This is a genomic window from Massilia sp. DD77, from assembly GCF_036961685.1.
GTDB lineage: Bacteria > Pseudomonadota > Gammaproteobacteria > Burkholderiales > Burkholderiaceae_D > Telluria.
The window spans coordinates 44036-65651 of the sequence record NZ_JBAMDH010000033.1 but is presented as its reverse complement, the minus strand read 5'-3'; the positions used below and the strand labels follow the sequence as shown (position 1 = coordinate 65651).

General features: G+C 66.9%; 17 protein-coding genes. 6 read left to right on the top strand and 11 right to left on the bottom strand.

Annotated features, from left to right (window positions below; genetic code table 11):
* The first annotated feature begins 27 nt into the window (after nucleotides 1-27).
* On the top strand, nucleotides 28-354 hold the full coding sequence (locus tag V7778_RS19305) for a hypothetical protein (protein WP_335558230.1): 327 nt from the start codon (nucleotides 28-30) through the stop codon (nucleotides 352-354).
* 287 nt (nucleotides 355-641) lie between these two features.
* Here the strand turns inward: V7778_RS19305 and V7778_RS19300 are convergent, their stop codons facing one another.
* Together V7778_RS19300 and V7778_RS19295 are read right to left on the bottom strand one after the other, a co-directional pair.
* A complete protein-coding gene (locus V7778_RS19300) occupies nucleotides 642-1280 on the bottom strand; it encodes a CatA-like O-acetyltransferase (protein ID WP_335558228.1) in 639 nt (212 codons plus the stop codon).
* Between the two features lie 6 nt (nucleotides 1281-1286).
* The gene (locus V7778_RS19295) at nucleotides 1287-2771 is read right to left on the bottom strand and encodes an APC family permease (protein ID WP_335558225.1); all 1485 of its coding nucleotides are present in this window, start codon (nucleotides 2769-2771) and stop codon (nucleotides 1287-1289) included.
* Nucleotides 2772-3013: 242 nt separating this feature from the next.
* On the opposite strand from V7778_RS19295, the gene V7778_RS19290 reads away from it, so the two are divergent.
* Nucleotides 3014-4204: a globin domain-containing protein gene (locus V7778_RS19290; protein ID WP_335558223.1), complete on the top strand. Its 1191-nt coding sequence runs from the start codon at nucleotides 3014-3016 to the stop codon at nucleotides 4202-4204.
* An 86-nt stretch (nucleotides 4205-4290) separates the two neighbouring features.
* Here V7778_RS19290 and V7778_RS19285 read toward each other — a convergent pair whose 3' ends face one another.
* Nucleotides 4291-5157 (bottom strand): head GIN domain-containing protein, encoded by an 867-nt coding sequence (locus V7778_RS19285; protein ID WP_335558221.1) that lies wholly within the window; start codon nucleotides 5155-5157, stop codon nucleotides 4291-4293.
* A 225-nt stretch (nucleotides 5158-5382) separates the two neighbouring features.
* Between V7778_RS19285 and V7778_RS19280 the strand changes: the two genes are divergently transcribed.
* Nucleotides 5383-6240 (top strand): NmrA family NAD(P)-binding protein, encoded by an 858-nt coding sequence (locus V7778_RS19280; RefSeq protein ID WP_335558220.1) that lies wholly within the window; start codon nucleotides 5383-5385, stop codon nucleotides 6238-6240.
* Between the two features lie 43 nt (nucleotides 6241-6283).
* On the opposite strand, the gene V7778_RS19275 is transcribed toward V7778_RS19280, so the two are convergent.
* The 8 genes from V7778_RS19275 to V7778_RS19240 all read right to left on the bottom strand — a co-directional run bounded on the left by V7778_RS19275 (nucleotide 6284) and on the right by V7778_RS19240 (nucleotide 19712).
* Nucleotides 6284-7285, bottom strand: coding sequence for a succinylglutamate desuccinylase (locus V7778_RS19275; RefSeq protein ID WP_335558218.1), 1002 nt, complete (start codon nucleotides 7283-7285; stop codon nucleotides 6284-6286).
* A gap of 4 nt (nucleotides 7286-7289) precedes the next feature.
* On the bottom strand, nucleotides 7290-12005 hold the full coding sequence (locus V7778_RS19270) for an NAD-glutamate dehydrogenase domain-containing protein (RefSeq protein WP_335558216.1): 4716 nt from the start codon (nucleotides 12003-12005) through the stop codon (nucleotides 7290-7292).
* 189 nt (nucleotides 12006-12194) lie between these two features.
* On the bottom strand, nucleotides 12195-13535 hold the full coding sequence (astB, locus tag V7778_RS19265; RefSeq protein WP_335558214.1) for an N-succinylarginine dihydrolase: 1341 nt from the start codon (nucleotides 13533-13535) through the stop codon (nucleotides 12195-12197).
* A gap of 3 nt (nucleotides 13536-13538) precedes the next feature.
* Nucleotides 13539-15008 carry a succinylglutamate-semialdehyde dehydrogenase gene (gene astD, locus V7778_RS19260; RefSeq protein WP_335558212.1) on the bottom strand — a complete coding sequence of 490 codons (1470 nt, stop codon included), beginning with the start codon at nucleotides 15006-15008 and terminating at the stop codon, nucleotides 13539-13541.
* Entirely contained in the window at nucleotides 15001-16035 is a 1035-nt protein-coding gene (gene astA / locus V7778_RS19255) for an arginine N-succinyltransferase (RefSeq protein WP_335558210.1), read from the bottom strand. Before astA ends, astD begins: the two co-directional genes overlap by 8 nt.
* A gap of 11 nt (nucleotides 16036-16046) precedes the next feature.
* A complete protein-coding gene (locus V7778_RS19250) occupies nucleotides 16047-17075 on the bottom strand; it encodes an arginine N-succinyltransferase (protein WP_335558208.1) in 1029 nt (342 codons plus the stop codon).
* Between the two features lie 91 nt (nucleotides 17076-17166).
* On the bottom strand, nucleotides 17167-18408 hold the full coding sequence (gene astC / locus V7778_RS19245) for an acetylornithine/succinylornithine family transaminase (protein WP_335558205.1): 1242 nt from the start codon (nucleotides 18406-18408) through the stop codon (nucleotides 17167-17169).
* A gap of 362 nt (nucleotides 18409-18770) precedes the next feature.
* Nucleotides 18771-19712, bottom strand: a complete 942-nt coding sequence (locus tag V7778_RS19240) for a GlxA family transcriptional regulator (RefSeq protein ID WP_335558203.1) — start codon at nucleotides 19710-19712, stop codon at nucleotides 18771-18773.
* Nucleotides 19713-19864: 152 nt separating this feature from the next.
* Between V7778_RS19240 and V7778_RS19235 the strand changes: the two genes are divergently transcribed.
* From V7778_RS19235 to V7778_RS19225, 3 genes are all read left to right on the top strand, one after another.
* Nucleotides 19865-20344, top strand: a complete 480-nt coding sequence (locus V7778_RS19235) for a MarR family winged helix-turn-helix transcriptional regulator (protein WP_335558200.1) — start codon at nucleotides 19865-19867, stop codon at nucleotides 20342-20344.
* Nucleotides 20341-20622, top strand: a complete 282-nt coding sequence (locus V7778_RS19230; RefSeq protein WP_211519966.1) for a hypothetical protein — start codon at nucleotides 20341-20343, stop codon at nucleotides 20620-20622. The genes V7778_RS19235 and V7778_RS19230 overlap by 4 nt, the downstream gene beginning before the upstream one ends.
* A gap of 90 nt (nucleotides 20623-20712) precedes the next feature.
* Nucleotides 20713-21546: an HDOD domain-containing protein gene (locus tag V7778_RS19225; RefSeq protein WP_335558197.1), complete on the top strand. Its 834-nt coding sequence runs from the start codon at nucleotides 20713-20715 to the stop codon at nucleotides 21544-21546.
* Nucleotides 21547-21616: the final 70 nt, after the last annotated feature.

Sequence of the window (21616 nt, the reverse complement as noted above, 5' to 3'; positions counted from 1 at the left end):
GTCCCTCGTTTCTGAGGAGTAGATGCCGTGATTTTAACTTTCCTGCGGCAGCAGGTTGCAATAAAGCACAACCTACTGCCTGAAAATCTAGCCTACAAGCAATTATTCCCTTGCCATCTCATAAGTGACGTAAGCGATCGTACCGAAAATAAGTGCGCCGCCGATGATGCCAGCCGCGCCAAGACCCACACCGCGCAGTGCACCCACACCGGCCGCACGAGCTACGGCAGCAGCTGCGCCGCCGCCAGCAATACCCCCAGCCACGGCACCGCCAGCACTTGCGTCACCACGATCACCGCCAGAAACCATCGAAATCTCTTCAAACGTCAATACTTGCAATTTAATCTCCAGTAAATGTTAGCCGCTCATTTAGAGCAGGATCATAATTACATCCAGGCCTCTACTGGTCAAATTTACATGCATAATCCATCTGAATCACCCACTACGCATCTAGGATAATCTAATGCGCATGACTCAACTTGAACGAGCCAACTCCAATCGAATTACTTGCACTTACATTCTCCTCAAATCTTCCGCATCTGCTTAATGGCACCAACAGATCAATCCCCGGGTCTTTCAAACCCAAATATTAAGCAAAATGCAAAAGTCTTGGCTTGGTTGTGAAGTGCCACAACATCTGCTTATTGCATGTATTCCGACAACTCAGCCTCAATCGCCTGCGCCAGCTGGTGGATGTGGAAGCCGTCGACGAAGCCGTGGTGGGCCTGGACGGCGAAGGGCAGCTGCACGCGGCCGTTCGGGGCGTCGCGGAAGCGTCCCCAGGCCAATGCGGGAATGTCGGGAGAGCCGAGATCGGCGGTCGGGTGCTGGATCGAGGTGAAGTCGAGCCAGGGAATGCAGGTGATGAAGACCTGTTCCTTGGCTTCGCGCGGCGACATCGTGCGGTATTGCTCGTTCAGTTCCGTCATGGCGCTGGCTTGCGCACGCGCCGCGACGCCGCGCGCCACCCATTCGCGCAGGTCGTCGGTCCATTCGAACTGGGCGAAGTTCAGGTCCTGGTTCTGGTTGATGACCGTGAACGAGGGCCTCAGTCGCTCGACGCGGAACACCTCGCCGTCCAGGACGCGGTAGCGGAAATTCTCGACCTTCAGGATCGACCGCAGCACCGCGCACAGCAGCACGTGGAAGGGCGCCAGGCCCTGCTCCTTGCACCAGGGGCGCAAGTCCGGCAGCTCCAGGGTGAAGCAGATGTTGACCGCCGGGCTGTCCATGCGGTCGAACAGCGCGAAGCGGTCGCGCCGCAGGTCGAACTTCTGCATCAGTCCTCAGTGTCCTTTGTTCAGGCGGCTGTGGCGCACGCTGTACAGGAAGTAGGTGGCGACCGCCACCGCCATCCAGATCGCGAACACGCGGAAGGTGGTGCCCGACAAGTCCTTCATGATGTACAGGCAGGCGAAGACCGACAGGCCCGGGATCAGGTAGGGACCGAAAGGCACGCGGAACGCCTTCTTCGAACCGTCCAGCGGCGCGGCGTCGCCCTGCTTGGCGCGGATCACCGGCACGGCGATCGAGACGACGATGAAGGCGGTCAGGGTGCCCATGCTCACCATGTCCCACAGGAAGGTGGAGTCGACCAGTCCGGCGACCAGGCCCACGGCGATCGACACGATCACGGTATTGCTGACCGGCGCCTGGGTGCGCGGGTTCACCTTCTGGAAGGTCTTCGGAATCAGGCCATCGCGGCTGATGGCGTACAGGATGCGGGTCTGGCCGTAGATGGTCACCAGAGTCACCGAGAACACCGAAACCACCGCGCCGGCCGACAGCACCAACGCCGGCCAGGCCTGGCCGGTGACGTTCTGCAGGATCACCGACAGGCCGGCCTGCTGGCCTTCGAACATGTGGGCCGGCTGGGCGCCCATCGCGGCGAAGGCCACCATCAGGTAGAAGACGGTCACTATCAGGAGCGCGGCAAGGATACCGATCGGGACATTGCGACGCGGGTCCTTCACTTCCTCGCCGGCGGTGGCGATGGTGTCCAGGCCGATAAAGGAGAAGAACACGGTGCCGGCGGCGGCGGTCACGCCGGCCATGCCGGCGAAGCCCTTGCTGTCGTCGGTATTGAAGAAGGGCTGGAAGTTAGCGGCATCGAAGCCGCTGAAGGCGATCACCGCGAAGAACACCAGGATCGCCAGCTTCACCAGCACCATGATGGCGTTGGTGGTGGCCGATTCCTTGGTGCCGCGCACCAGCAGGATGCAGCACATGATCACCAGCAGCACCGGCGGCAGGTTGATGTGGCCCGGGTTGAAGTGGATGTTGTTATGGTCCGACACGAACATCGGCGAACGCAGCTCCGGCGGAATCTGCCAGCCGATCGCGTTCTGCAGGAAGTTATTCAAATAGTCGGACCAGCCGATCGCCGTGGCGCTGGCCGCCAGGCCATATTCGAGCAGCAGGCAGGCCGCGACCACGAAGGCGGCGAATTCGCCGACGGTGGCATAGGCGAAGGAATAGGAGGAGCCGGCGGCCGGCACCCGGCCCGCCAGTTCGGCGTAGCACAACGCGGTCAGGCCGGCCGTGATGGCTGCGATCAGGAAGGACAGCACCACCGCCGGACCGGCCTTGGGCACCGCTTCCACCATGGTGAAGAAGATGCCGGTGCCGATGGTGGCGCCGACGCCGATCATCGTCAGGGGGAACAGGCCCAGCGAGCGCTGCAGGCCCACTTCGGCGGCGCTTTGGCCCTCCTCGTAATGGCGTCCTGCCGGTTTGGTACGGAACAGCTTTTGGCCCAGGGTCAGATTCACGGCTTGTCCTTCGGTGCTCGGTTGAGGCAGTGGGGGCGGCTCGGCAGCCGCGGGTGTAAAAGCAGCGATTATAGGTGGAACTGCGGGTGAGTCTGCAACGGAGAAATAAAATAGTTTGCTCAAATGATGCACACAAAGTACATCTTTGTTAGAATAGTCCCGTCCGATCGCTGCCGCTGCTATTCAAGGCGCATTTTTTTGAAACTTAAATATGCATAATTAATGCATCAATAAGGAAAATCATGATCTCCGCTGCTTCCCGCCCCTACATCGACGCGTCCGTCCCCGTCCTGCGCGAGCATGGCCTGACCATCACCCGCACCTTCTACGCCAGCATGTTCGCGGCGCATCCGGAACTGACCAAGCTGTTCAACATGGGTAACCAGGCAAGCGGCGTGCAGCAGCAATCCCTGGCCTCGGCGGTGTTCGCCTATGCGGCCAACATCGACAACGCCGGCGCGCTGGGTCCGGTGGTCAGCCGCATCGTGCACAAGCACGCGGCCGTGGGCATCCGGGCCGACCACTATCCGATCGTCGGTTTCCACCTGCTGGGCGCGATCAAGACCGTGCTGGGTGACGCCGCCACCGAACCACTGTTGAGCGCCTGGGAAGAAGCCTATGGCTCGCTGGCGCGCCTCCTGATCGATGCCGAAGCCAAGATGTATGCGGACGCCGGCGTCCAGCCGGGCGAGCTGCGCGCCATGCGCGTGATCGACCTCGTGCGTGAAAGCGACAACGTGACCGCCCTGCGCCTGGCGCCGGTAGACGGCGGCGCCCTGCCCCCGTTCAAGGCCGGCCAGTACGTCAGCGTGGAAGTGGTGTTCGCCGACGGCCATCGCCAGCTGCGCCAGTACAGCCTGTCCGATGCGAACGGCAAGGACAGCCTGCGCATCTCGGTCAAGCGCGAAGACGCCCAGGCCGATATCCCGGCGGGCGCTGTGTCGACCTGGCTGCACCAGAACGTGAAAGTGGGCGACGTGCTGAACGTGAGCCATCCGTTCGGCGACTTCCAGCCGGATACCGAATCCAACGAGCCGGTGGTGCTGCTGTCGGCGGGCGTGGGCATCACCCCGATGATCGCGACCCTGAACCGCATCGCCCAGGTCAATCCGGAACGCCGCGTGATCTTCGCGCATGCCGCCCGCAACCCGGCGCACCATCCGCACCAGGCCGACATCGCGGCGGCGAGCGCGCGCATGCCCTACCTGCACGTGGTGACCTTCTACGAGGATGGCGCCATCGGCGACGCCCTGCCGGGCAAGATGGAACTGGCCCGCCTGCCTTCCTGGCCGAAGGGCGAGACCGACGTCTACCTGTGCGGCCCGCTGCCCTTCATGCAGGCGCAGTGGAACGCGCTGCTGGCTGCCGGTGCCCCGGCCGCCCGCCTGCACCGCGAGGTGTTTGGTCCGGATCTGCTGGACAACCTGCTGTAAGCCGTTCCCGCACTGGTTGAACGCGTCGGCGGCGGAGCCGCCGACGCGGCATTCGTTGCCGTCAAATCATCCGGCACGCACCGGCCTCAATCGAGCAGGTGAATCCTGTCCCCACTGAGACTGCGCTGGGCCGGCTGGCCATACACGCGGATCCCGCCCGAGCCGCTGGTGCGGGCGATCAGCGACTGCTTCACCGTGGCGCGGATGCCGCCCGAACCGCTGGTCCCCAGATCGGCGTCCTGCGTGTTCAGGCCCGCCAGGTCGACGCTGGCCGAACCGCTCACGCGCGCATTCAGCGAGCGCACCGCGCCGCTGGCTTCCAGCCTTCCCGAACCGCTCACGTTCACGCGCGCATAGTCGCCGTGCACATCGCCCACCGTCATGCGGCCCGAACCCGACAAATCCAGGTCGGCGCTGGCACTGCGCAGCTGCGCGGCGTCGATGACGCCGGAACCGCTGGCGCGCGCATTCAGGCTTTCCACCCGTCCCGCCAGGCGCACTTCGCCGGAACCGCTCTTGCGCACGTCCAGCGGCGCCCCATTCAGGTCGCTCACGTCGACCCGGCTCGAGCCGGAGGCGCGCACTTCGCTCAGGCGCGGCGTGGTGTAGACGATGCGGATCGGGGTCTTGCTGCGCACGTCTTCCTCGGTCCAGATGCGCAGGGTATGGCCGTTCGGCTCCGTGCGGATCAGGGGCAGCAGGTTGCTGTCGGCCTCCACCACCAGCGAGGCGGACGGGCCGACCCGCACCTCGACCGGCAGCGAGCCGCCCACGTCCAGGCCGGGGAGCGCCGGGACGGCGCGCTGGTCGCGCGCGGCGATGCCGTTGCCGTTCTCGACGCCCTTGCTCCACATGGTCTGGACATGTGCTCCTTCGTTCGGGGTGACGATGATGGCGCAGCCGCCAAGGGTGGCGAAGGTGGTGGCTGCGGCAAGAGCAAGAAGCTTACGCATGGCTATCCTTTGTGGGTAGGGTTGTCGTTCGATGGGCGCACAGCGCCGACCATGCCACTCTAGCAACCCGCCTGTCCCGCCGCAGCCCGGATGCGACAGGCTGCAAGAAACAGGGGATGAACTGCCGCTCGCCGGCGCGACGACAAGACGTTTGCCAATCTCGCGCTGCGATGTCCGGCTTTGTCCGATACTGCCCGCGTTCTCGTTCATCCAGGCGGAGGCGGCATGCATATCATCATTGGAGGGACCGGCCATGTCGGCAGTGGCGTGGCATCGGCGCTGCTGGCGGCCGGCGAGCAAGTCACGATCGTCACCCGCGACGCGGCCAGGGCGAGCGCATGGCGCACACGCGGCGCCGAGCTGGCCGAGGCGGACGTGCGCGACGCCGATGCGCTGCGAAAGATATTGCGGCAGGGCCGCCGCGCATTCGTGCTGAATCCACCCGCGGAGCCGTCGACGGATACCGACGCCGTCGAACGCTCGACCGTGCGCAGCCTGGTCGCCGCCCTCGAGGGCAGCGGACTGGAGATGGTGGTGGCCCAGTCGACCTATGGCGCGCGTCCGCAGGGTCCGTGCGGCGACTTGAATGTCCTGTACGAGCTGGAGCAGGCGCTGGCCGCGCAGCCGATTCCGGCGCGGATCGTCCGGGCGGCCTACCACTTCGAGAACTGGGACATGGCGCTCGAGACGGCCCGCACCCAGGGCTTCATGGAAAGCACACTGCCGCTGCACCGGCCGATCCCGATGGCGGCGCCGGCCGACATCGGCGCGGTCTGCGCGAAACTGCTGCTGGGCGGGGTCGGACGCGGCACCGACATGGCGGAAGGGCCGCGGCGCTATACACCCAACGAGGTTGCCGATGTCTTCGAAGCACTCCTCGGCAAGCCGATCGAGCGGCGCGAAGTACCGGAGGCGGAGCTGGAAGCCTGGTTCGACGGCGCGGGATTTTCGCCCGCGGCCGCCCGCTCCTACGCCTGCATGACGCGGGCGGCCGCGGCGGGCGAGTGGGCCGAGGTCGGACCGGTACACCGCGGTTCCACCACGCTGCAGGCATACTTCGCGCCAGCGGTGCAAGCGACATAAAAAAACCCGCCGGGGCGGGTTTTCCTTTTCAGCACCGGCAAGCTCAGGCCATGCGCACGACCATCAGGCCAGCCCGCAGGCCAACCCGCACGTCCGGGTTCGGAAACACGACCAGCTCCTCGTCATGCTTCACCGTGTAGAAGGTATCGCCATCCTGCGCGATCACTTCACCCTTCTTGAGCGCGGTGAAATTCCAGGTCTCGCGCCCGACCTTCATGGTGAACTGGTCGGACAGCTTGAGCACTTCCTGCACCTGCTTGAACACCAGCGGCGCGCGCCCTGCCCCGTTGGCCGGCTGCCCGCGCAGCAGGCGTGCCAGCGCCGCGGATGCGGCGGCGAACTGCGACAGGTCGTTCTGGCCCAGCGTGCCCACCCGGCCCAGCTCGACCGTGGTGCCCGCCGCGCCGTGGTGCTCGGCGCTGTAGTAGCTGTAGGTCCCGGCCGACTTCGGATTCATGATGACGGCCTCGATCCCGGCCTCGCCCAGCCAGCCGATCAGCGTGTTGCGCGGACCGTCCGCGATCAGCTCCGGCACGATCGCGAACATCGGATAGTGCGAGGGACGGATCGCGGTGTGCAGGTCCAGGTGCCAGCGCTGCGGCCCGGCGCCTTCGAAGAAGGCGTCGGTGGCGGCGCTCAGGACATCGGCCCGCGCCGCTTCGGCGGTACCCGCCAGGGAACCGCGCTCGGCGCGGAACATGCGGTTCAGGTCCGCATCGATGAAGCGCTTGCCGGCCGCGATCGCGCCGATGTTCCCGACGCACAGCATCAGGTTCACCGCCAGCTCGTGCGGCGCGCGCGACAGCGCTTCGATGACCCAGGCCGTCATTTCGATCGGCCCGGTCTCGTCGCCATGCACGCCGACCGACACCAGCACGCTGGGGCGGGCCGCATCAGGCGCGGCCCCCTTCACCGTGAGAATGCCGGGCGCCGGCAAGCCGACCTGGAAACCGGCTTCCGAGAAGCGCTGCGCGACCGGGCCGAAATCCGCCTCGGCCAGGGCGCGCACCGCTTCCGGCAGCGCTGGAATGCCTGCTGCGCTCATCGCGTCAGGCCGCCAGGCGCTCGGGGTTCGAGCCTTCCGACAGGGCCCACACGTCCAGCATCGCCTGCTCGAGGTCGACCGCCTGGGCATAGCCCGTCAGGCCGTGCTCGCGGGTGACCTCGCCGACGGCCTCCAGGGCGTCACCACCCTGGCCTGCGCGCTCGATCACCTGCAGCAGCAGGCGTTGCTGGGCGCGGCGCAGCGACTGCATCGCATAGTTGCGCAGCTGTTCCTGCGATTTGGTCTGGGCCGGCAGCTTGAGGCCGCGTTCCAGCGTGTCGATGCCGGCCTGCTGGCGCAGGGCCATGCCGACCTGCAGGAACTGCCCCAGGCTCATGCCGCTCGGGCGCTGGACCGAGACCGCCGCGAACAGGAAGGTGGCCAGCGACTCGATGGTCTCGACCGCCTTCCAGGCCGCGGTGAACGGGGCCGGCAGGCCGGTGTGGCCGTCGGCTTCCGAACGGGTCGGGGTCAGGCTGCGCAGCTGGTCGGCCTGTCCGAACAGGGTCGACAGTTCCGACATGCCGTCGGTACCGGCCGGGAGCGACAGCACGCCTTCGATGACGGCGCGCATCAGGCCGCGGGTACGGCCATCGACCGCCACCGAAACGTCGCGCGGCACGTTGAGCGCGTCGGCGTCCAGGGCGTCGAATACCGGCGCCAGGTGCAGCGCCGACCAGGCGCGGGCCCAGGCCTTGACCACTTCGGTTTCGTCGACGCGGTGCTCGGCGGCCAGGTCGCGCAGCATCAGCGGACCGCAGCGGTTGACCGCTTCGTTGGCCAGCACGGTCGCCAGGATGGCGTTGGCCAGCGGATGATCCAGCGGATCGCGGGTGGCGACCAGCTGCGCCGGGAAGTAAGGGCGCAGCAGCGAATCGGCCCAGGATTCCGAGGTCAGGTCGAGCGCCGACAGGGTGCGCTTGAAGCGGTTCTTGACGTTCGCGACCACGACCGCCAGCTCCGGCGCGGTGAGGCCCAGGCCCAGGGCCTTGCGGCGCTGCAGCTCGGCGTCGCTCGGCAGCTGCTCGAGGTCGCGGTTGACGGCGCCCTCCGACTCCAGGTTGGTGATCAGGGCGGCGTAGCCGTCCACCACCGAGGCGCTGGTCTGGGCCTGCGCTTCGCGGGTCAGCAGGTGGGTCTGCAAGGTGTTGTCGCGCAGGACCAGGTCCTCCACGGCGCCGGTCATTTCGTTCAGCACGCGGTTACGGTCGGCTTCAGGCAGCTTGCCGGCGTTGACTTCGGTATCCAGCCAGATCTTGATGTTGACTTCGTGGTCCGAGCAGTCCACACCCGCCGAGTTGTCGATCGCATCGGTGAAGATGCGGCCACCCGCCAGGGCGAACTCGATACGGCCGGCCTGGGTCGCGCCCAGGTTGCCGCCTTCGGCCACCACCTTGCAGCGCAGTTCGTTGCCGTTGACGCGGATGCGGTCGTTGGCGCGGTCCTTCACTTGCGCGTGGGTTTCGCTGGACGACTTGATGTAGGTGCCGATGCCGCCGTTGTAGAACAGGTCGACCGGGGCCAGCAGGATGCGGTGCATCAGTTCTTCCGGCGCCAGCGCGGTCTCCTCGATATTCAGCGCGGCACGAACCTCGGGCGACAGGTCGATGCTACGGGCCGAGCGCGGGTACACGCCGCCGCCCTGCGAGATCAGGCTCTTGTCGTAGTCTTCCCACGAGGAGCGCGGCAGCGCGAACATGCGCTCGCGTTCCTTGAACGAGACTTCGACGTCCGGGGTCGGATCCAGGAAGATGTGGCGGTGGTCAAAAGCGGCCAGCAGCTTGAGCTGGCGCGACAGCAGCACGCCGTTGCCGAACACGTCGCCCGACATGTCGCCCACGCCGACCACGGTGACCGGGGTGGTGTTCATGTCGTGGCCCAGTTCGTAGAAGTGGCGCTTGACCGCTTCGAACGCGCCCTTGGCGGTGATGCCCATCTTCTTGTGGTCGTAGCCGTTCGAGCCGCCCGATGCGAAGGCGTCGCCCAGCCAGAAGCCGCGCTGCACGGCGATGCCGTTGGCGATGTCGGAGAAGGTCGCGGTGCCCTTGTCGGCCGCCACCACCAGGTATGGATCGTCCTGGTCGAAGCGCACGGTGTTCTCCGGCGGGACGATGGCGCCACGCACGCGGTTGTCGGTCACTTCCAGCAGGCTGGCGATGAACAGGCGGTAGACTGCCTCGCCCTCGGCCGCCACGACTTCACGCGGGGCGCCCTGCGGCATCTGCTTGCAGACGAAGCCGCCTTTCGAGCCGGCCGGCACGATGACCGCGTTCTTGACCATCTGCGCCTTCACCAGGCCCAGCACCTCGGTGCGGTAGTCTTCCATGCGGTCCGACCAGCGCAGGCCGCCGCGAGCGACCGGGCCGCCGCGCAGGTGCACGCCTTCGAAGCGGCGCGAGAACACGTAGATCTCGCGGTAGGGACGCGGTTCCGGCGCCAGCGCCAGGTTGCTGGTGTCGACCTTGAAAATCATCTTTTCGCCGTCGTTTTGGAAGTAATTGGTGCGCACGGTCGCCATGCACAGGTCGACCAGGGCGGCCATGATTTCCTCGGTGTCGGCGTGGTTCACGCTCGACAGGCCGGCCTTGAGCGCGGCCAGCTTGGCGGTGCCCGCGGCGCGCTCGGTTTCGCCCAGCGTCGGATCGAAGCGCAGCAGGAAGCCGGTGACGAATTCCTTCACCAGGGCCGGCTGGGTGCGCAGGGTCTCGGCCATGTAGCGCACCGAGAACTTGGAGCCGAGCTGGCGCCAGTAGCTGATGTAGGCGCGCACCAGCTGCACTTCGCGCATCGACAGGCCGCCTTCGACGGTCAGGCCGTTCATGCGGCCGTCTTCGGCTTCGTTATTGAACAGCGCGGTGAACAGCTCCTCGGCCACTTCCATGATGCCCGGCTTGACCAGCTTGGCGCCGCTCTCGTCGTCCACGGCCAGCGCGGTGACGTTGTGGCGCACGCCGTCGGCGGTCTTGAACGACCAGGTCTGCTCGCGGTCGACGGCGATGCCGGCGTTCTGCAGCGCCGGCAGCAGGCGCGACAGCGAAGGCACGTTCTCGCCAGAGTAGATACGGATCGAGGCGTCGGCGGCGGCCTTGCCTTCGCCGCTGCCCGGTTCGATGCGCACGGTGACGCGGTCCTGCTTGCCGTTGTTCAGCACGGCCTGCAGGTCGCGGAAGGCGATTTCAGGCGCGGTGGAGGTGACGAAGCTGACCGGCAGGTTGGCGCCCATCTTGCGCAGGGTGCTGCGCTGGACGCCGTCCTCGATGCCGTTGGTGAGGACTGCGAAGCGGTCATGCCAGCCGTCCAGGACGGCCAGCAGCGGCTGCTGGATGTCGGTTTCCAGGTCGAGCGGATAGCGCGCGGCGTGAGCGATCAGGTAGACGCGGGCCAGCGGGCCGTCGGCCACCAGCGGCTGCACGCGCACTTCTCGCGCGCCCGAGCTGTCCTGCAGGGCCTGGGCCAGGCTGGAGCCGACGGCTGCGCTGTAGCGCTCGCGCGGCAGGTAGACCAGCACGTTCAGGTGGCGGCGGTAGACGTCGCGGCGCGCGAAGACTTTCGGGCGCGGCTGCTTGTACAGCGAGACCACCGAGCTGCACACCTGGGCCAGCCATTCCGGCTCGGCTTCCAGGGCTTCGGTACGCGGCAAGGATTCCAGGATCTCGACGAATTTTTCGGCGCGGAAGCCTTCCTGGCGCACGCCGGCGATCGACAGCACCTTGGCCACGCGGCCGCGCGCGAACGGCAGGCGCGCCAGCGGGGTCAGGGTGGCGGCGCGGGTGAACAGGCCGATGAAGCAGTGCTCGCCCAGGATCTTGCCTTGGGCGTCGGTGTCGCGCACGCCGATGAAGTCCAGCGGCTGGTCGCGGTGCAGGGTGCCTTCGACGTCGGCCTTGACGATCGACAGGGTATCGGCGCGGCGCGACAGGGTCTCGAAGTCGCCAGGGATGTTGGCCAGGCAGGTGCCGTAGATCGGGTGCGCGGTGTCCTGCAGCACGCCGATGCGGCTCGGAATGTCGCGCTCGAGTTCGCGCGCGTCCGGCTTGACCACGTAGTAGGCGTAGCCGAAGGGCTCGAAACCTTCGTTCTTGGCCCATTCGAGGAAGGCGGCCACTTCCTGGCCCTCCGGGGTGGCGGCGGATGCGGCGGCGGCGGCCACGGCGGTCATGCGGTCGCCCATGGCGAGGGCGTCGCGGTGCACGATGGCGGCGTCGTTGGCGACCATGCGGATGCGCGCGGTCAGCGCGTCCAGTTCGCCGAATTCGAGTTCGTCGCTCATCAGGATCAGGACGATCGACTCCAGCGGCGCGCCGGCTTCACCGACCGAGACCGCGGCGCCGCTGGCGTCGCGGCGCACCGGCAGCACGGCGTTCATCACGCCGGCGGCGGTCTGGCGTTCCTTGCGCAGGGCGATCACGAAGGAGTCGACCAGGTATGGCATGTCGTCGTTCAGGATCAGCAGGGCGGTCGCCTTGCCGCCACGGCCGTCGGAGTACGCCATCGAGGCGATCTGGCAGCCGGGGCCGGTGCGCTTGGCCAGCTGCGAGAAGCCTTCCCACAGCACGGGCGCCAGGCTCGCGGGCGCGGTGCCGGCCAGGTCTTCGTCATCGAGCGATCCGAGCCACGCGCCGATCAGCGCATTCACCTGTCCGGTGGAAGCGGCGGCTGCGTGGTTCGCGTTGACCAGCGAGAGCGTCTGGTTACGCAGGTCTTGCGACATGTCATTCATCTTACTTCTCCAAAGTTGTTTGCCTGGCGCGCTCCGGCTTGTGGCCCTGGCGCCGCCCTGCCGTATGGGACGGGGGTGTCCCGTCCGAATTCCCTTGGCGATCCGTCTTACCGCGAACGCGCCAATCCGTTATTAGAACATGCCCCGCGGGCCGGGTCACCCGTCCCGCATGGGCTCCGTGACGTGTCTTTACAGGTCGTACAGGCCCGGCAAGCCGAGGATGCGGGTCAGTTCCTCGAGCGCCGCGGCGCATTCGATCGCCAGCTGCGGGTCGGCCAGGTCTTTCGGCTCGATCCGGTCGCGGTAGTGCTTCTCGACCCATGCCACCAGCTTGGCATACAGGGTCTCGGTCATGATCACGCCCTGGTGCATGGCGGCCGCTTCGTCCTCGGTCAGCGCCACGCGCAGGCGCAGGCAGGCAGGTCCGCCGCCGTTGCGCATGCTCTGGCGCAGGTCGAACTCGACCAGCTCGTCGATCGGGCCGCCGCGGCCGACCATGCCGCCCAGGTAGGACGCGACAGCCGCGTTCTCGCGGCATTCGTGCGGCACCACCAGGGCCATCTTGCCGTCGGCGCGGGTCAGGAGCTGGCTGTTGAACAGGTAGCTGGCCACGGCGTCGGCCACCGGCACCTGGTTTGATGCCACGCGCACCGGCACCAGGTCGGTGTCGACCCCGGCCAGCGCGCGGCGCAGCGCGTCCACGGTGGCCGCTTCGTCGGCGAAGGCCTGCTCGTGGTAGAACAGCACGTTGCCGTTGCCGACCGCGATCACGTCGTTGTGGAACACGCCCTGGTCGATCACGTCCGGGTTCTGCGATGCGAACACGGTGCGGGCCGGGTCCAGGCCGTGCAGGCGCGCCACGGCCTGCGAGGCTTCCAGGGTCTGGCGCGCCGGGTACTTCTTGGGCGCCGGGGCCGAGGGGTCGAACTCGACGCGGCCATAGACGAAGAACTCGACGCCGGCGGCGCCATGGCTGGCGGCGAAGCGCGTGTGGTTGGCCGCGCCCTCGTCGCCGAAGGCCGGCACCGGCGGCAGCGGATCGTGCACCATGAAGCGGCTGCTGTCATGGAAGATCGCGCGCAGGGTGCGCGTGGCCTGCGCGTGCTCCTCGGAGCGGTGCAGCTTGTTGTTCAGGTTGGCGGCGGTGAAGTGCACGCGGCCGTCCTGCGAGTCGGCCGAGGGGCTGACGGTGGCGGCGTTGGCGGTCCACATCGGCGCGGCCGAGTAGGCGCAAGCCAGGATCACCGGCGCCTCGCGGTAGGCACGCGCCAGCACGTCGGCGTCCGTGCCCGAGAAGCCGAGGCGGCGCAGCAGGCGGAAGTTGGGGCGGCCCTGGGGCGGCATCACCGCCTGCGCATAGCCGCGCGCGGCCAGCTCGCGCATCTTGGCCAGGCCCTGCAGGGCGGCCTGGCGCGGGTTGGACGCGCTGCGGACGTTGTTGAAGGACGCAACGTTGCCGAACGAGAGGCCGGCGTAGTTGTGCGACGGGCCAACCAGGCCGTCGAAGTTGAATTCGCGTGCGATGCGCATGGTTCAGATCACCAGTCCTGGCGAGAGTTTCGCCGGCATTTCGAGTTCGGCCGTTTCGATCGAGGCCACCGGGTAGGCGCAGTAGTCCGCCGCGTAGTAGGCGCTCGGGCGGTGGTTGCCCGACTTGCCCACGCCGCCGAACGGCGCCGAGCTGGCCGCGCCGGTGGTCGGGCGGTTCCAGTTGACGATGCCGGCGCGGGCGCGCACCGCGAAGCGCTTCCACAGCTCTTCGGACGGCGACAGCAGCGCGGCGGCCAGGCCGAATTCGGTGGCGTTGGCCACGCGCAGGGCCTCGTCGAAGTCCTTCACGCGGATCACCTGCAGCAGCGGGCCGAACCACTCTTCATCCGGAATGCCGTTGGCGTCGGTGGTGTCGACGATGCCGGCGGTGACAAAGCCGGCGTTCGGGTCGAGCTGCTTCATCTGCAGCAGCACCTTGCCGCCCTTGGCCGCCATCTCGGCCTGGGCCTGTACCAGGCGCGCGGCGACCGCGGCGGAGACCACGGGGCCCATGAAGGGCTGTGGGTCGGCGTTCGACGGGCCGACCTGCAGCTTGGCCGCCACTTCCACCAGGCGCGCGAGGAAGGCCTGGCCTTGCGCATCGTCCTGGATGACCAGGCGGCGCGCGCAGGTGCAGCGCTGGCCGGCCGAGATGAAGGCCGACATCACGGCGTGGTGCACGGCGGCGTCGATATCCTTGATGTCCCAGACGACGAGCGGGTTGTTGCCGCCCATTTCCAGCGCCAGCATCTTGCCCGGCTGGCCGCCGAACTGCTTGTGCAGGGCGGCGCCAGTCTGGCTGCTGCCGGTGAACAGGATGCCGTCGATCAGTTCGTTCTGGCCCAGGGCCACGCCGGTATCGCGGCCGCCGTTGACCAGGTTCAGCACGCCGGCCGGCAGGCCCGCCTGCTCCCACAGCTGCACGGTCTTGACCGCGGTGCGCGGCGCATATTCGCTCGGCTTGAAGATCACGGTGTTACCGGCGATCAGGGCCGGCACGATGTGGCCGTTCGGCAGGTGACCGGGGAAGTTGTAGGGGCCGTAGACCGCGAACACGCCATGCGGGCGGTGGCGCAGCACGGCATTGCCGTCGGCGACCTTGGCGGCGGCTTCGCCGGTGCGCGCGCCATAGGACTGGACCGAGATGTCGATCTTGTTGGCCATGGTGGCGACTTCGGTGCGCGCCTCCCACAGCGGCTTGCCCACTTCCTCGGCGATGATGGCGGCCAGTTCCTCGCTGTGCTCCTTGAGCAGATCGCGGAAGCGGGTGCAGACGGCGATGCGTTCGGCCAAAGGCGTGAGCGCCCATGCTTCGAACTTGTCGCGCGCGGCTTGCGCCGCGCGGGCGACATCTTCCGCGGTCGACTGATTGCTGGTCCAGGTCTGGCGGCCGGTCGAAGGATCGATGGTTGCCAGTTCCGCGCCGCTGCCGGCGAGCCACTCGCCGTTGATGAAATTCGAGACGTTAGCCATTGACGTTCTTCCTTGGAGTGAGGGTCAGGGTACGCACCGTGTCGCCGGCGCGCAGGTGCAGCTGGGCCAGTTCCTGGGCGCTCAGCAGCACGCGGCCCGAGCCGGGCACGGCGCGGGTCAGGATCATGCGGAAATTGTCGAGCCGGGTGTTCGACACCAGCATGTGTTCGGTATCGCCGTCGGGCACGCCTTCGTCGGCCACGGCCAGCAGGCTTTCGCGCACGGCACGCAGTTCGGACACGCGGCCCTGCAGCACCGGGCCGGCGTCGAAGATGTCGACATAGCCTTCGTAGTGCATGCCTTCCTGCTCCAGCAGGCGGCGCGCCGGCTGGGTCGAGGTGTGCACCTTGCCGATCACCTCGCGCGCCGATTCCGGCAGGTAGTCGACGTACAGCGGCTGGCGCGGCATCAGTTCGGCGATGAAGGACTTCTTGCCGATCGCGGTCAGGCCGTCGACGTGGTCGAAGTCCATCTTGAAGAAGTGGCGGCCCAGGCCTTCGTAGAAGGGCGAATCGCCGTTCTCGTCCTGGTAGCCGCGCATCTCGGCGATGATCTTTTCGGTGAACAGCTGCTGGAACTGGGCGATGAACAGGAAGCGGCTCTTGGACAGCCACTTGCCGTTGAAGCCCGCGCGGTACTGTGGCAGCAGGAACAGCGAGCATAGTTCGCTGGAACCGGTCAGGTCGTTCGACAGGTACAGGGTTTCCATCCGGGTGAACACGTTCAGCTCGCGGCTGCAGTGCACCAGGGTGCCGATGCGGTAGTTGTAGAAGGGTTCGGTCAGGCCGACCGCGCCCTTGATCGCGCATACGCCGGCGATGCTGTTGTCCTCGGTATGTTCGAGCACGAACATGTAGTCGCGCTCTTCGGGCGGGATGGCCTGGGCGAACGAGGCCTCGGCGGTGCGCAGGCGCTTGCCCAGCATGTCCGGGTCCGGCTTGAGCGTGGTCATGCCGCTGCCGGCCAGGCGCGCCATGACGATCAGGGCGTCCAGGTCCGACATTTTTGCGGAACGGATTACGAGCATGGGTGGGTCTCCTAGATGCGCACGCAGATGACGTTGTCGCCCTGCGTCACGCCGAGCGCCTGCTGGGCTTCGCGCGGCAGGCACACGACCTGGCTGGTCTCGACCGGCGGGCAGGCCACCGTGACGGCGCGGAAGTGCTGTTCGGTGCTGGCCACGGCGTAGTTCACCAGCGCTTCCGGCGCGCCGGCCGGGCCGGCGGTTTCCACGCGGCGCACCTGCGAGCCGCTGAACGAGCGCAGCGAACCCTTGTGGGCCTGCAGGATCGGGCCGCCGTCGAAGATGTCGATGTATTCGTCGGCCTCGAAGCCTTCCTGGGTGAGCAGGTTGAAGGCCAGCTGGCCGCTCGGGTGGATCTGGCCCATCGCGGCCTGGGCGTCGCCCGGCAGCAGCGGCACATAGACCGGGTAGTGCGGCATCAGTTCGACGATCAGGGTGCGGTTGCGCGCGCCGCCGATGACACGCTCGGCGTCCAGGAAGTCCATCTTGAAGAACATGCGACCGAGGGCGTTCCAGAAGGCGGACTGGCCATCCGCATCCAGGCGGCCGGCCAGCGGCACGAAGAAGCGGTCGCCGAAGCGGTGCGGCGCCAGCACCGCGAACAGCAGGCGCGCGCGCGACAGCAGGGCCGCTTCCAGCCCGGCCGTATCGCGGTTGCGCAGGTAGAAGCCGGACAGCTGGGAATAGGCGGTCAGCTCCGAACACAGGGTCAACGCGTGCACGCTGTGGCTGATGTTCAGGTCGCGCGAGACTTGCTGGATGACGTCGTTGCGGAACGCGAAATAGGTGCCGTTCGAGCCGGCCGACGCGTGGATGGCGGCGGTGCCGACGACCTCGCGCGTGCGCAGGTCTTCGAGCACGAACAGGTAGGACTCCTCGCTCGGAATGTCGACGTGGGCGGCGAACGAGGCGATGGAACGCTCGACGAAGGCATGGATGCCTTCGCGCGTACGCGGCAGCGTGTGCACGCCGGGCATCGATGCCGCGGCCATCGCCTCGAGGGCGCCGATATCCGCGACTTCTACCGGACGGACAACATACATGGGAACTCCCTAACGAGATGCAGTGGAGATGCGGGTCGATGCGCGCCGGCCGGCGCGCCTTCAGCAGGCGGGCCGGCCGGAACCGGTAGGCTTAGCCTGCGAGGAAGGCGTCGGCGGCTTCGCGCATGATGCGGTCGGCTTCCGCGATCTGGGCGTCCGAGACGACCAGTGCCGGCGCCAGGCGCACCACGTCCGGACCTGCGATCAAGAGCATCAGGCCGAGCTTCTCGGCCGTCTTGGTGTAGTCCTTGGCGCGGCCCTTGTAGCCTTCAGCCACCGGCAGTCCGATCAGGAGGCCCATGCCGCGCGGCTTGCCGAACAGCTGCGGGTAGTCCTGCGACAGCTTGTCCAGGTTGGCCATGATCTTGGCGCTGGCTTCCTTGACGCGCTCCAGGAAGGCCGGCTGGCTGATGGTCTCGACGACCTTCAGGCCGACGGTGGCCGCCAGCGGGTTGCCGCCGTAGGTAGTGCCGTGCGAGCCGACGCCGAAGTGCTGGGCGATCTCGTTGGTGGTCAGCATGGCGCCGATCGGGTAGCCGTTGCCCAGCGCCTTGGCCGAGGTCAGGATGTCCGGGGTCACGCCCATCTGGGTATAGGCGTACAGCGAGCCGGTGCGGCCCACGCCCGACTGGACTTCGTCGAACACCAGCAGCGCGCCGGTCTGGTCGCAGAACTCGCGCAGCGCCTTCAGGTAGTCCGGGTTGCCCGGGATGACGCCGCCTTCGCCCTGGATCGGCTCGACGATCACGGCGGCCACGTCATTGGTGATGGCGGCGCGCGCGGCTTCGATGTCGTTGTACGGAATGTGGTTGATATCCTGCGGCAGCGGCTCGAAGCCCTCGGTGTACTTCGGCTGGCCGCCGACCGAGACGGTGAACAGGGTGCGGCCGTGGAAGGACGACAGGCAGGACACGATGCGCGACTTGTGCGGACCGAACTTGGTGTGCGCATACTTGCGCGCCAGCTTCAGGGCCGCTTCATTGGCTTCGGCGCCCGAGTTGCAGAAGAAGGCGCGGTCGGCGAAGGTGGCTTCGGTCAGGGCGGTGGCCAGGCGCAGCACCGGCTCGTTGGTGTAGCCGTTGCCCAGGTGCCAGAGGGTGTTGATCTGCTTGGTCAGCGCGTCGACCAGGACCGGATTGGCATGGCCCAGGCTCGAGACGGCGATGCCGGAGGTGAAGTCCAGATACTGCTTGCCTTCCTGGTCCCACACATCCAGGCCCGAGGCGCGCACCGGCACCATCGCGGCCGGGGCGTAGGTCGGGACGAGGACTTCGTCGAAGGTCTGCCGAGTGACAGGCCGCGTGGTGACACCCGAATCAAGCTTTGCGTTCATGGCTTCTTCCTCATCCAATCATTAAGGGGTTGTCGCGGGCAGGGTCCCGCAGGTTCGAGCCATTATAGAAACGCAGTCTGACAAGTTCTTGCAGAAGTGCGACGGGGATTTTCATTTTTGCTCGGGGAGCAATATTGTGCGGTGCAGGAGGGAGTTAATGCTTCGGCAACGTCAATGATGGCGCGCAGCGCTTGATACGTCATCCCCGCGTAGGCGGGGACCCAAGTTTGCTGGCATATCCCCTGCGTTCGCGGTCTCACTGTTCAAGGGAATTGGGTCCCCGCCTTCGCGGGGATGACGGTTCTTAGGTTCGTAACAGAGGAGAACGGCGGCGATCAGCGAGCAGCGCAGTTAGCAAGCACTCACTGCCCCAGCTTCCTCTGCCGCTCCTCCCGCGGCGTGTTCCCGAACAAGGCCCCGAACGCCGTCGAAAAATGCGAACCCGACGAAAACCCGCACATCAGCCCCACCTGCACGATCGAATGATTGGTATCCAGCAGCAACTGCCTTGCCCGCTTCAGGCGCAGCTCCAGGTAGTAGCGCGACGGCAGGCTTCCCAGGTATTGCTTGAACAGCCGCTCCAGCTGGCGCCGCGACACCCCCGACAGCTGGGCGATCTCGTCGGTCGAGAGCGGCTCCTCGATGTTCGCCTCCATCAGCGCGACCGCCTCGGTCAGCTTGGGCTGCAGGGCGCCGAAGCGCGCCTGCAGGGCCACGCGCTGGCGTTCGTCCGGGCCGCGCACGCGGTCCACGCACAGGCTTTCCTTGACCTCGGCCTGGACCGCCGCGCCGCACAGCAGCTCGACCAGGGTCAGCGCGAAGTCGAGGCTGGCCGCGCCGCCGCAGCAGGTCAGGCGGTTGACGTCGAACTCGTAGAGGTGGGGGGTGAACAAGGCCTGCTCGGCGAGCGCGTTCGCGTCCGGATACAGGGCCCAGGGCAAGGCCGTGCGCACGCCGTGCAGGGCGCCGGCGTCGGCCAGCCACAACACGCCCGCGCCCACCCCGCCCCAGAAGGGCGCGGCGCGGCAGCGTTCCACCAGGGCGCGGCAGTTGGCGGGCTTCAGGGCCGCCTCGGACTCGTCCGCCACCAGCAGCACCAGGTGCCAGTGGCGCTGGGCGTCGCCGACGAACTTGTCGGGGCTGCGCACATCGACGTGCAGGCGTTCCGGTCCCATCGCCTTGGCGGCCAGGCGCAGCGGCTGGACCAGCGCCGACCAGGTCAGCGCGTCCGGTTCGCCGGCATTGACCAGGAGGACGCGCAGCGGCCGTTCCTGTGCCAGGCGGGACAGGTCAGCAGGCTGCATCTGGGTGGATCGGCGGTGTCATCACTGGAAACCGGGCGTGGGGTGCCCGCGAAAACTGCGTAGTCCACTATCATACCGGAGAACAAAAGAGCGGTCCCGGCACCGCCATGCCGGAAGAGCAAAGCCTTGGCGGGCGGCTATAATCCTCTCTCATGGGGGAACGTTACTTAAAGAGCGTCCGGCTGCTGGCCGAGTGCATGCAGGGCTTCGAGCGCTTTTCGGGCGAGTCGGTACGCCGTCACGGCCTGACGCACGCCCAGTTCGACATCATTGCCACGCTGGGCAATACCTCGGGCATGAGCTACAAGGAACTCGGTGAACGGACCCTGATCACCAAGGGCACCCTGACCGGTGTCATCGAACGCCTGGAGCAGAAAGGGCTGGTCATGCGCGAACGCAGCAACGACGACAAGCGCTCCTTCTTCGTGCGCCTCACGGCGGCCGGCGATCAGGTATTCTGCGACGTATTCCCGCAAGTGGTCGCCCATGGAAAACAATTATTTTCGGCATATAACGAAGCCGACTTCGACGCCCTCGATGCGGCGCTCGCTACCCTGCGCGCCAGCATCGCGCAGGCCAGCCAGGCCGAGGGCGTGCCTCCCCACTCTCCCCAACTGAAGGACTCCCCTTGAAAACTTCCCTGATCGAAGGCAAGAAGCCTGCCCATTTCGATAAGCACATCATCGGCAACCTGCTGCTCGACGTCGCCCCGCTCGACGAGGTGAAGCAGGAAAAGATGCTGATCGGCGTGCGCAACGAAGCCGGCGAGATCTACCGCCTGATCGGCGCCACCAAGCTGAACAGCTTCATGAACGCGGTCGAAGAGCTGTTCGACCTGGGCCTGAGCGACGAACTGCAGGATACCGAAGAGCCGAAGGACGGCTGCGACGCCATCTTCAGCGAACCCTGATCGTCCTCGCCCGACCGCGCGCACGAAAAAAGATGCCGTAGGGCAAAATTTTTCGGCAGCGCGCCATCGGGATAGGGGTATAATTTTTCGATGGACAGACTCACCGCACTCAAGACCATCGCCGCCGAGGCCGGGCGCGGCGAGCTGAGCTTTCCCACCAAGGTGGATGCGACGCTCAAGCTGCAGCGCGCGCTGGGCGAGCCCGACTGCCACATCGAGGACGCGGCGCGCCTGGTACAGGCCGAGCCGCTGCTGGCGGCGCGCACCGTCGCCATTGCCAATTCGGTCGCCTACAACCGCGCCGGCAACGACGTCACCAACGTGCGCGCGGCCGTGCAGCGCGTGGGCTTCCGCACCCTGGGCGCGCTGGCGGCCTCGGTCATCGTGCGCCAGCTCGCCGGCGAGATTACCGACCCCGCCCTGCGCCTCAAGGCCGACCAGCTGTGGGCCCACTCCGCCCACGTGGCGGCGCTGGCCCAGGTGATCGCGCGCCGGGTTTCCTTCGTCGACCCGGAAACCGCCATGTTCGCCGGCATCGTTCATGAGGTGGGCGGCTTCTACCTGCTGTCGCGCGCCGGCAGCTATCCAGGCCTGCTCGATGGCGGCGCCGATGAATGGATCGAGCATGGCGAGGTGGCCATCGGCCGCGGCGTGCTGCTCAAGCTGGGCGTACCGGTCGCCGTGATGGGCGCGATCGAGGCCTTGTGGAACGGCATGCGCGCCTTGCCGCCGGAAACCCTGGGCGACACCCTGCTACTGGCCAACGACCTCGCACCCGTGTCCTCGCCCCTGCTCGAACGCCCCGGCGCCACCACGCCCGAGAGCGCGGCCACCATCGATTTCACCACTGGCGCCGGCACCCTGGCCCAGGTCCTCGCAGAGTCGGCCGAGGAAGTGAAGAGCCTTACCATCGCCCTCATGTAACGCTCGGCGCCGCCGTCCGGCTGGCGCCGCCTCCCCCTGCTCATCCTTTTCTCGTCACATTGTTGCCACA

What these genes read in the sequence shown, in the direction of transcription:
- V7778_RS19300 (WP_335558228.1), bottom strand. Translation starts at nt 1,280, where the DNA reads ATGCAGAAGTTCGACCTGCGGCGCGACCGCTTCGCGCTGTTCGACCGC.
- V7778_RS19290 (WP_335558223.1), top strand. Translation starts at nt 3,014, where the DNA reads ATGATCTCCGCTGCTTCCCGCCCCTACATCGACGCGTCCGTCCCCGTC.
- V7778_RS19285 (WP_335558221.1), bottom strand. Translation starts at nt 5,157, where the DNA reads ATGCGTAAGCTTCTTGCTCTTGCCGCAGCCACCACCTTCGCCACCCTT.
- V7778_RS19280 (WP_335558220.1), top strand. Translation starts at nt 5,383, where the DNA reads ATGCATATCATCATTGGAGGGACCGGCCATGTCGGCAGTGGCGTGGCA.
- V7778_RS19275 (WP_335558218.1), bottom strand. Translation starts at nt 7,285, where the DNA reads ATGAGCGCAGCAGGCATTCCAGCGCTGCCGGAAGCGGTGCGCGCCCTG.
- V7778_RS19270 (WP_335558216.1), bottom strand. Translation starts at nt 12,005, where the DNA reads ATGAATGACATGTCGCAAGACCTGCGTAACCAGACGCTCTCGCTGGTC.
- astB (WP_335558214.1), bottom strand. Translation starts at nt 13,535, where the DNA reads ATGCGCATCGCACGCGAATTCAACTTCGACGGCCTGGTTGGCCCGTCG.
- astD (WP_335558212.1), bottom strand. Translation starts at nt 15,008, where the DNA reads ATGGCTAACGTCTCGAATTTCATCAACGGCGAGTGGCTCGCCGGCAGC.
- astA (WP_335558210.1), bottom strand. Translation starts at nt 16,035, where the DNA reads ATGCTCGTAATCCGTTCCGCAAAAATGTCGGACCTGGACGCCCTGATC.
- V7778_RS19250 (WP_335558208.1), bottom strand. Translation starts at nt 17,075, where the DNA reads ATGTATGTTGTCCGTCCGGTAGAAGTCGCGGATATCGGCGCCCTCGAG.
- astC (WP_335558205.1), bottom strand. Translation starts at nt 18,408, where the DNA reads ATGAACGCAAAGCTTGATTCGGGTGTCACCACGCGGCCTGTCACTCGG.
- V7778_RS19240 (WP_335558203.1), bottom strand. Translation starts at nt 19,712, where the DNA reads ATGCAGCCTGCTGACCTGTCCCGCCTGGCACAGGAACGGCCGCTGCGC.
- V7778_RS19235 (WP_335558200.1), top strand. Translation starts at nt 19,865, where the DNA reads ATGGGGGAACGTTACTTAAAGAGCGTCCGGCTGCTGGCCGAGTGCATG.
- V7778_RS19225 (WP_335558197.1), top strand. Translation starts at nt 20,713, where the DNA reads ATGGACAGACTCACCGCACTCAAGACCATCGCCGCCGAGGCCGGGCGC.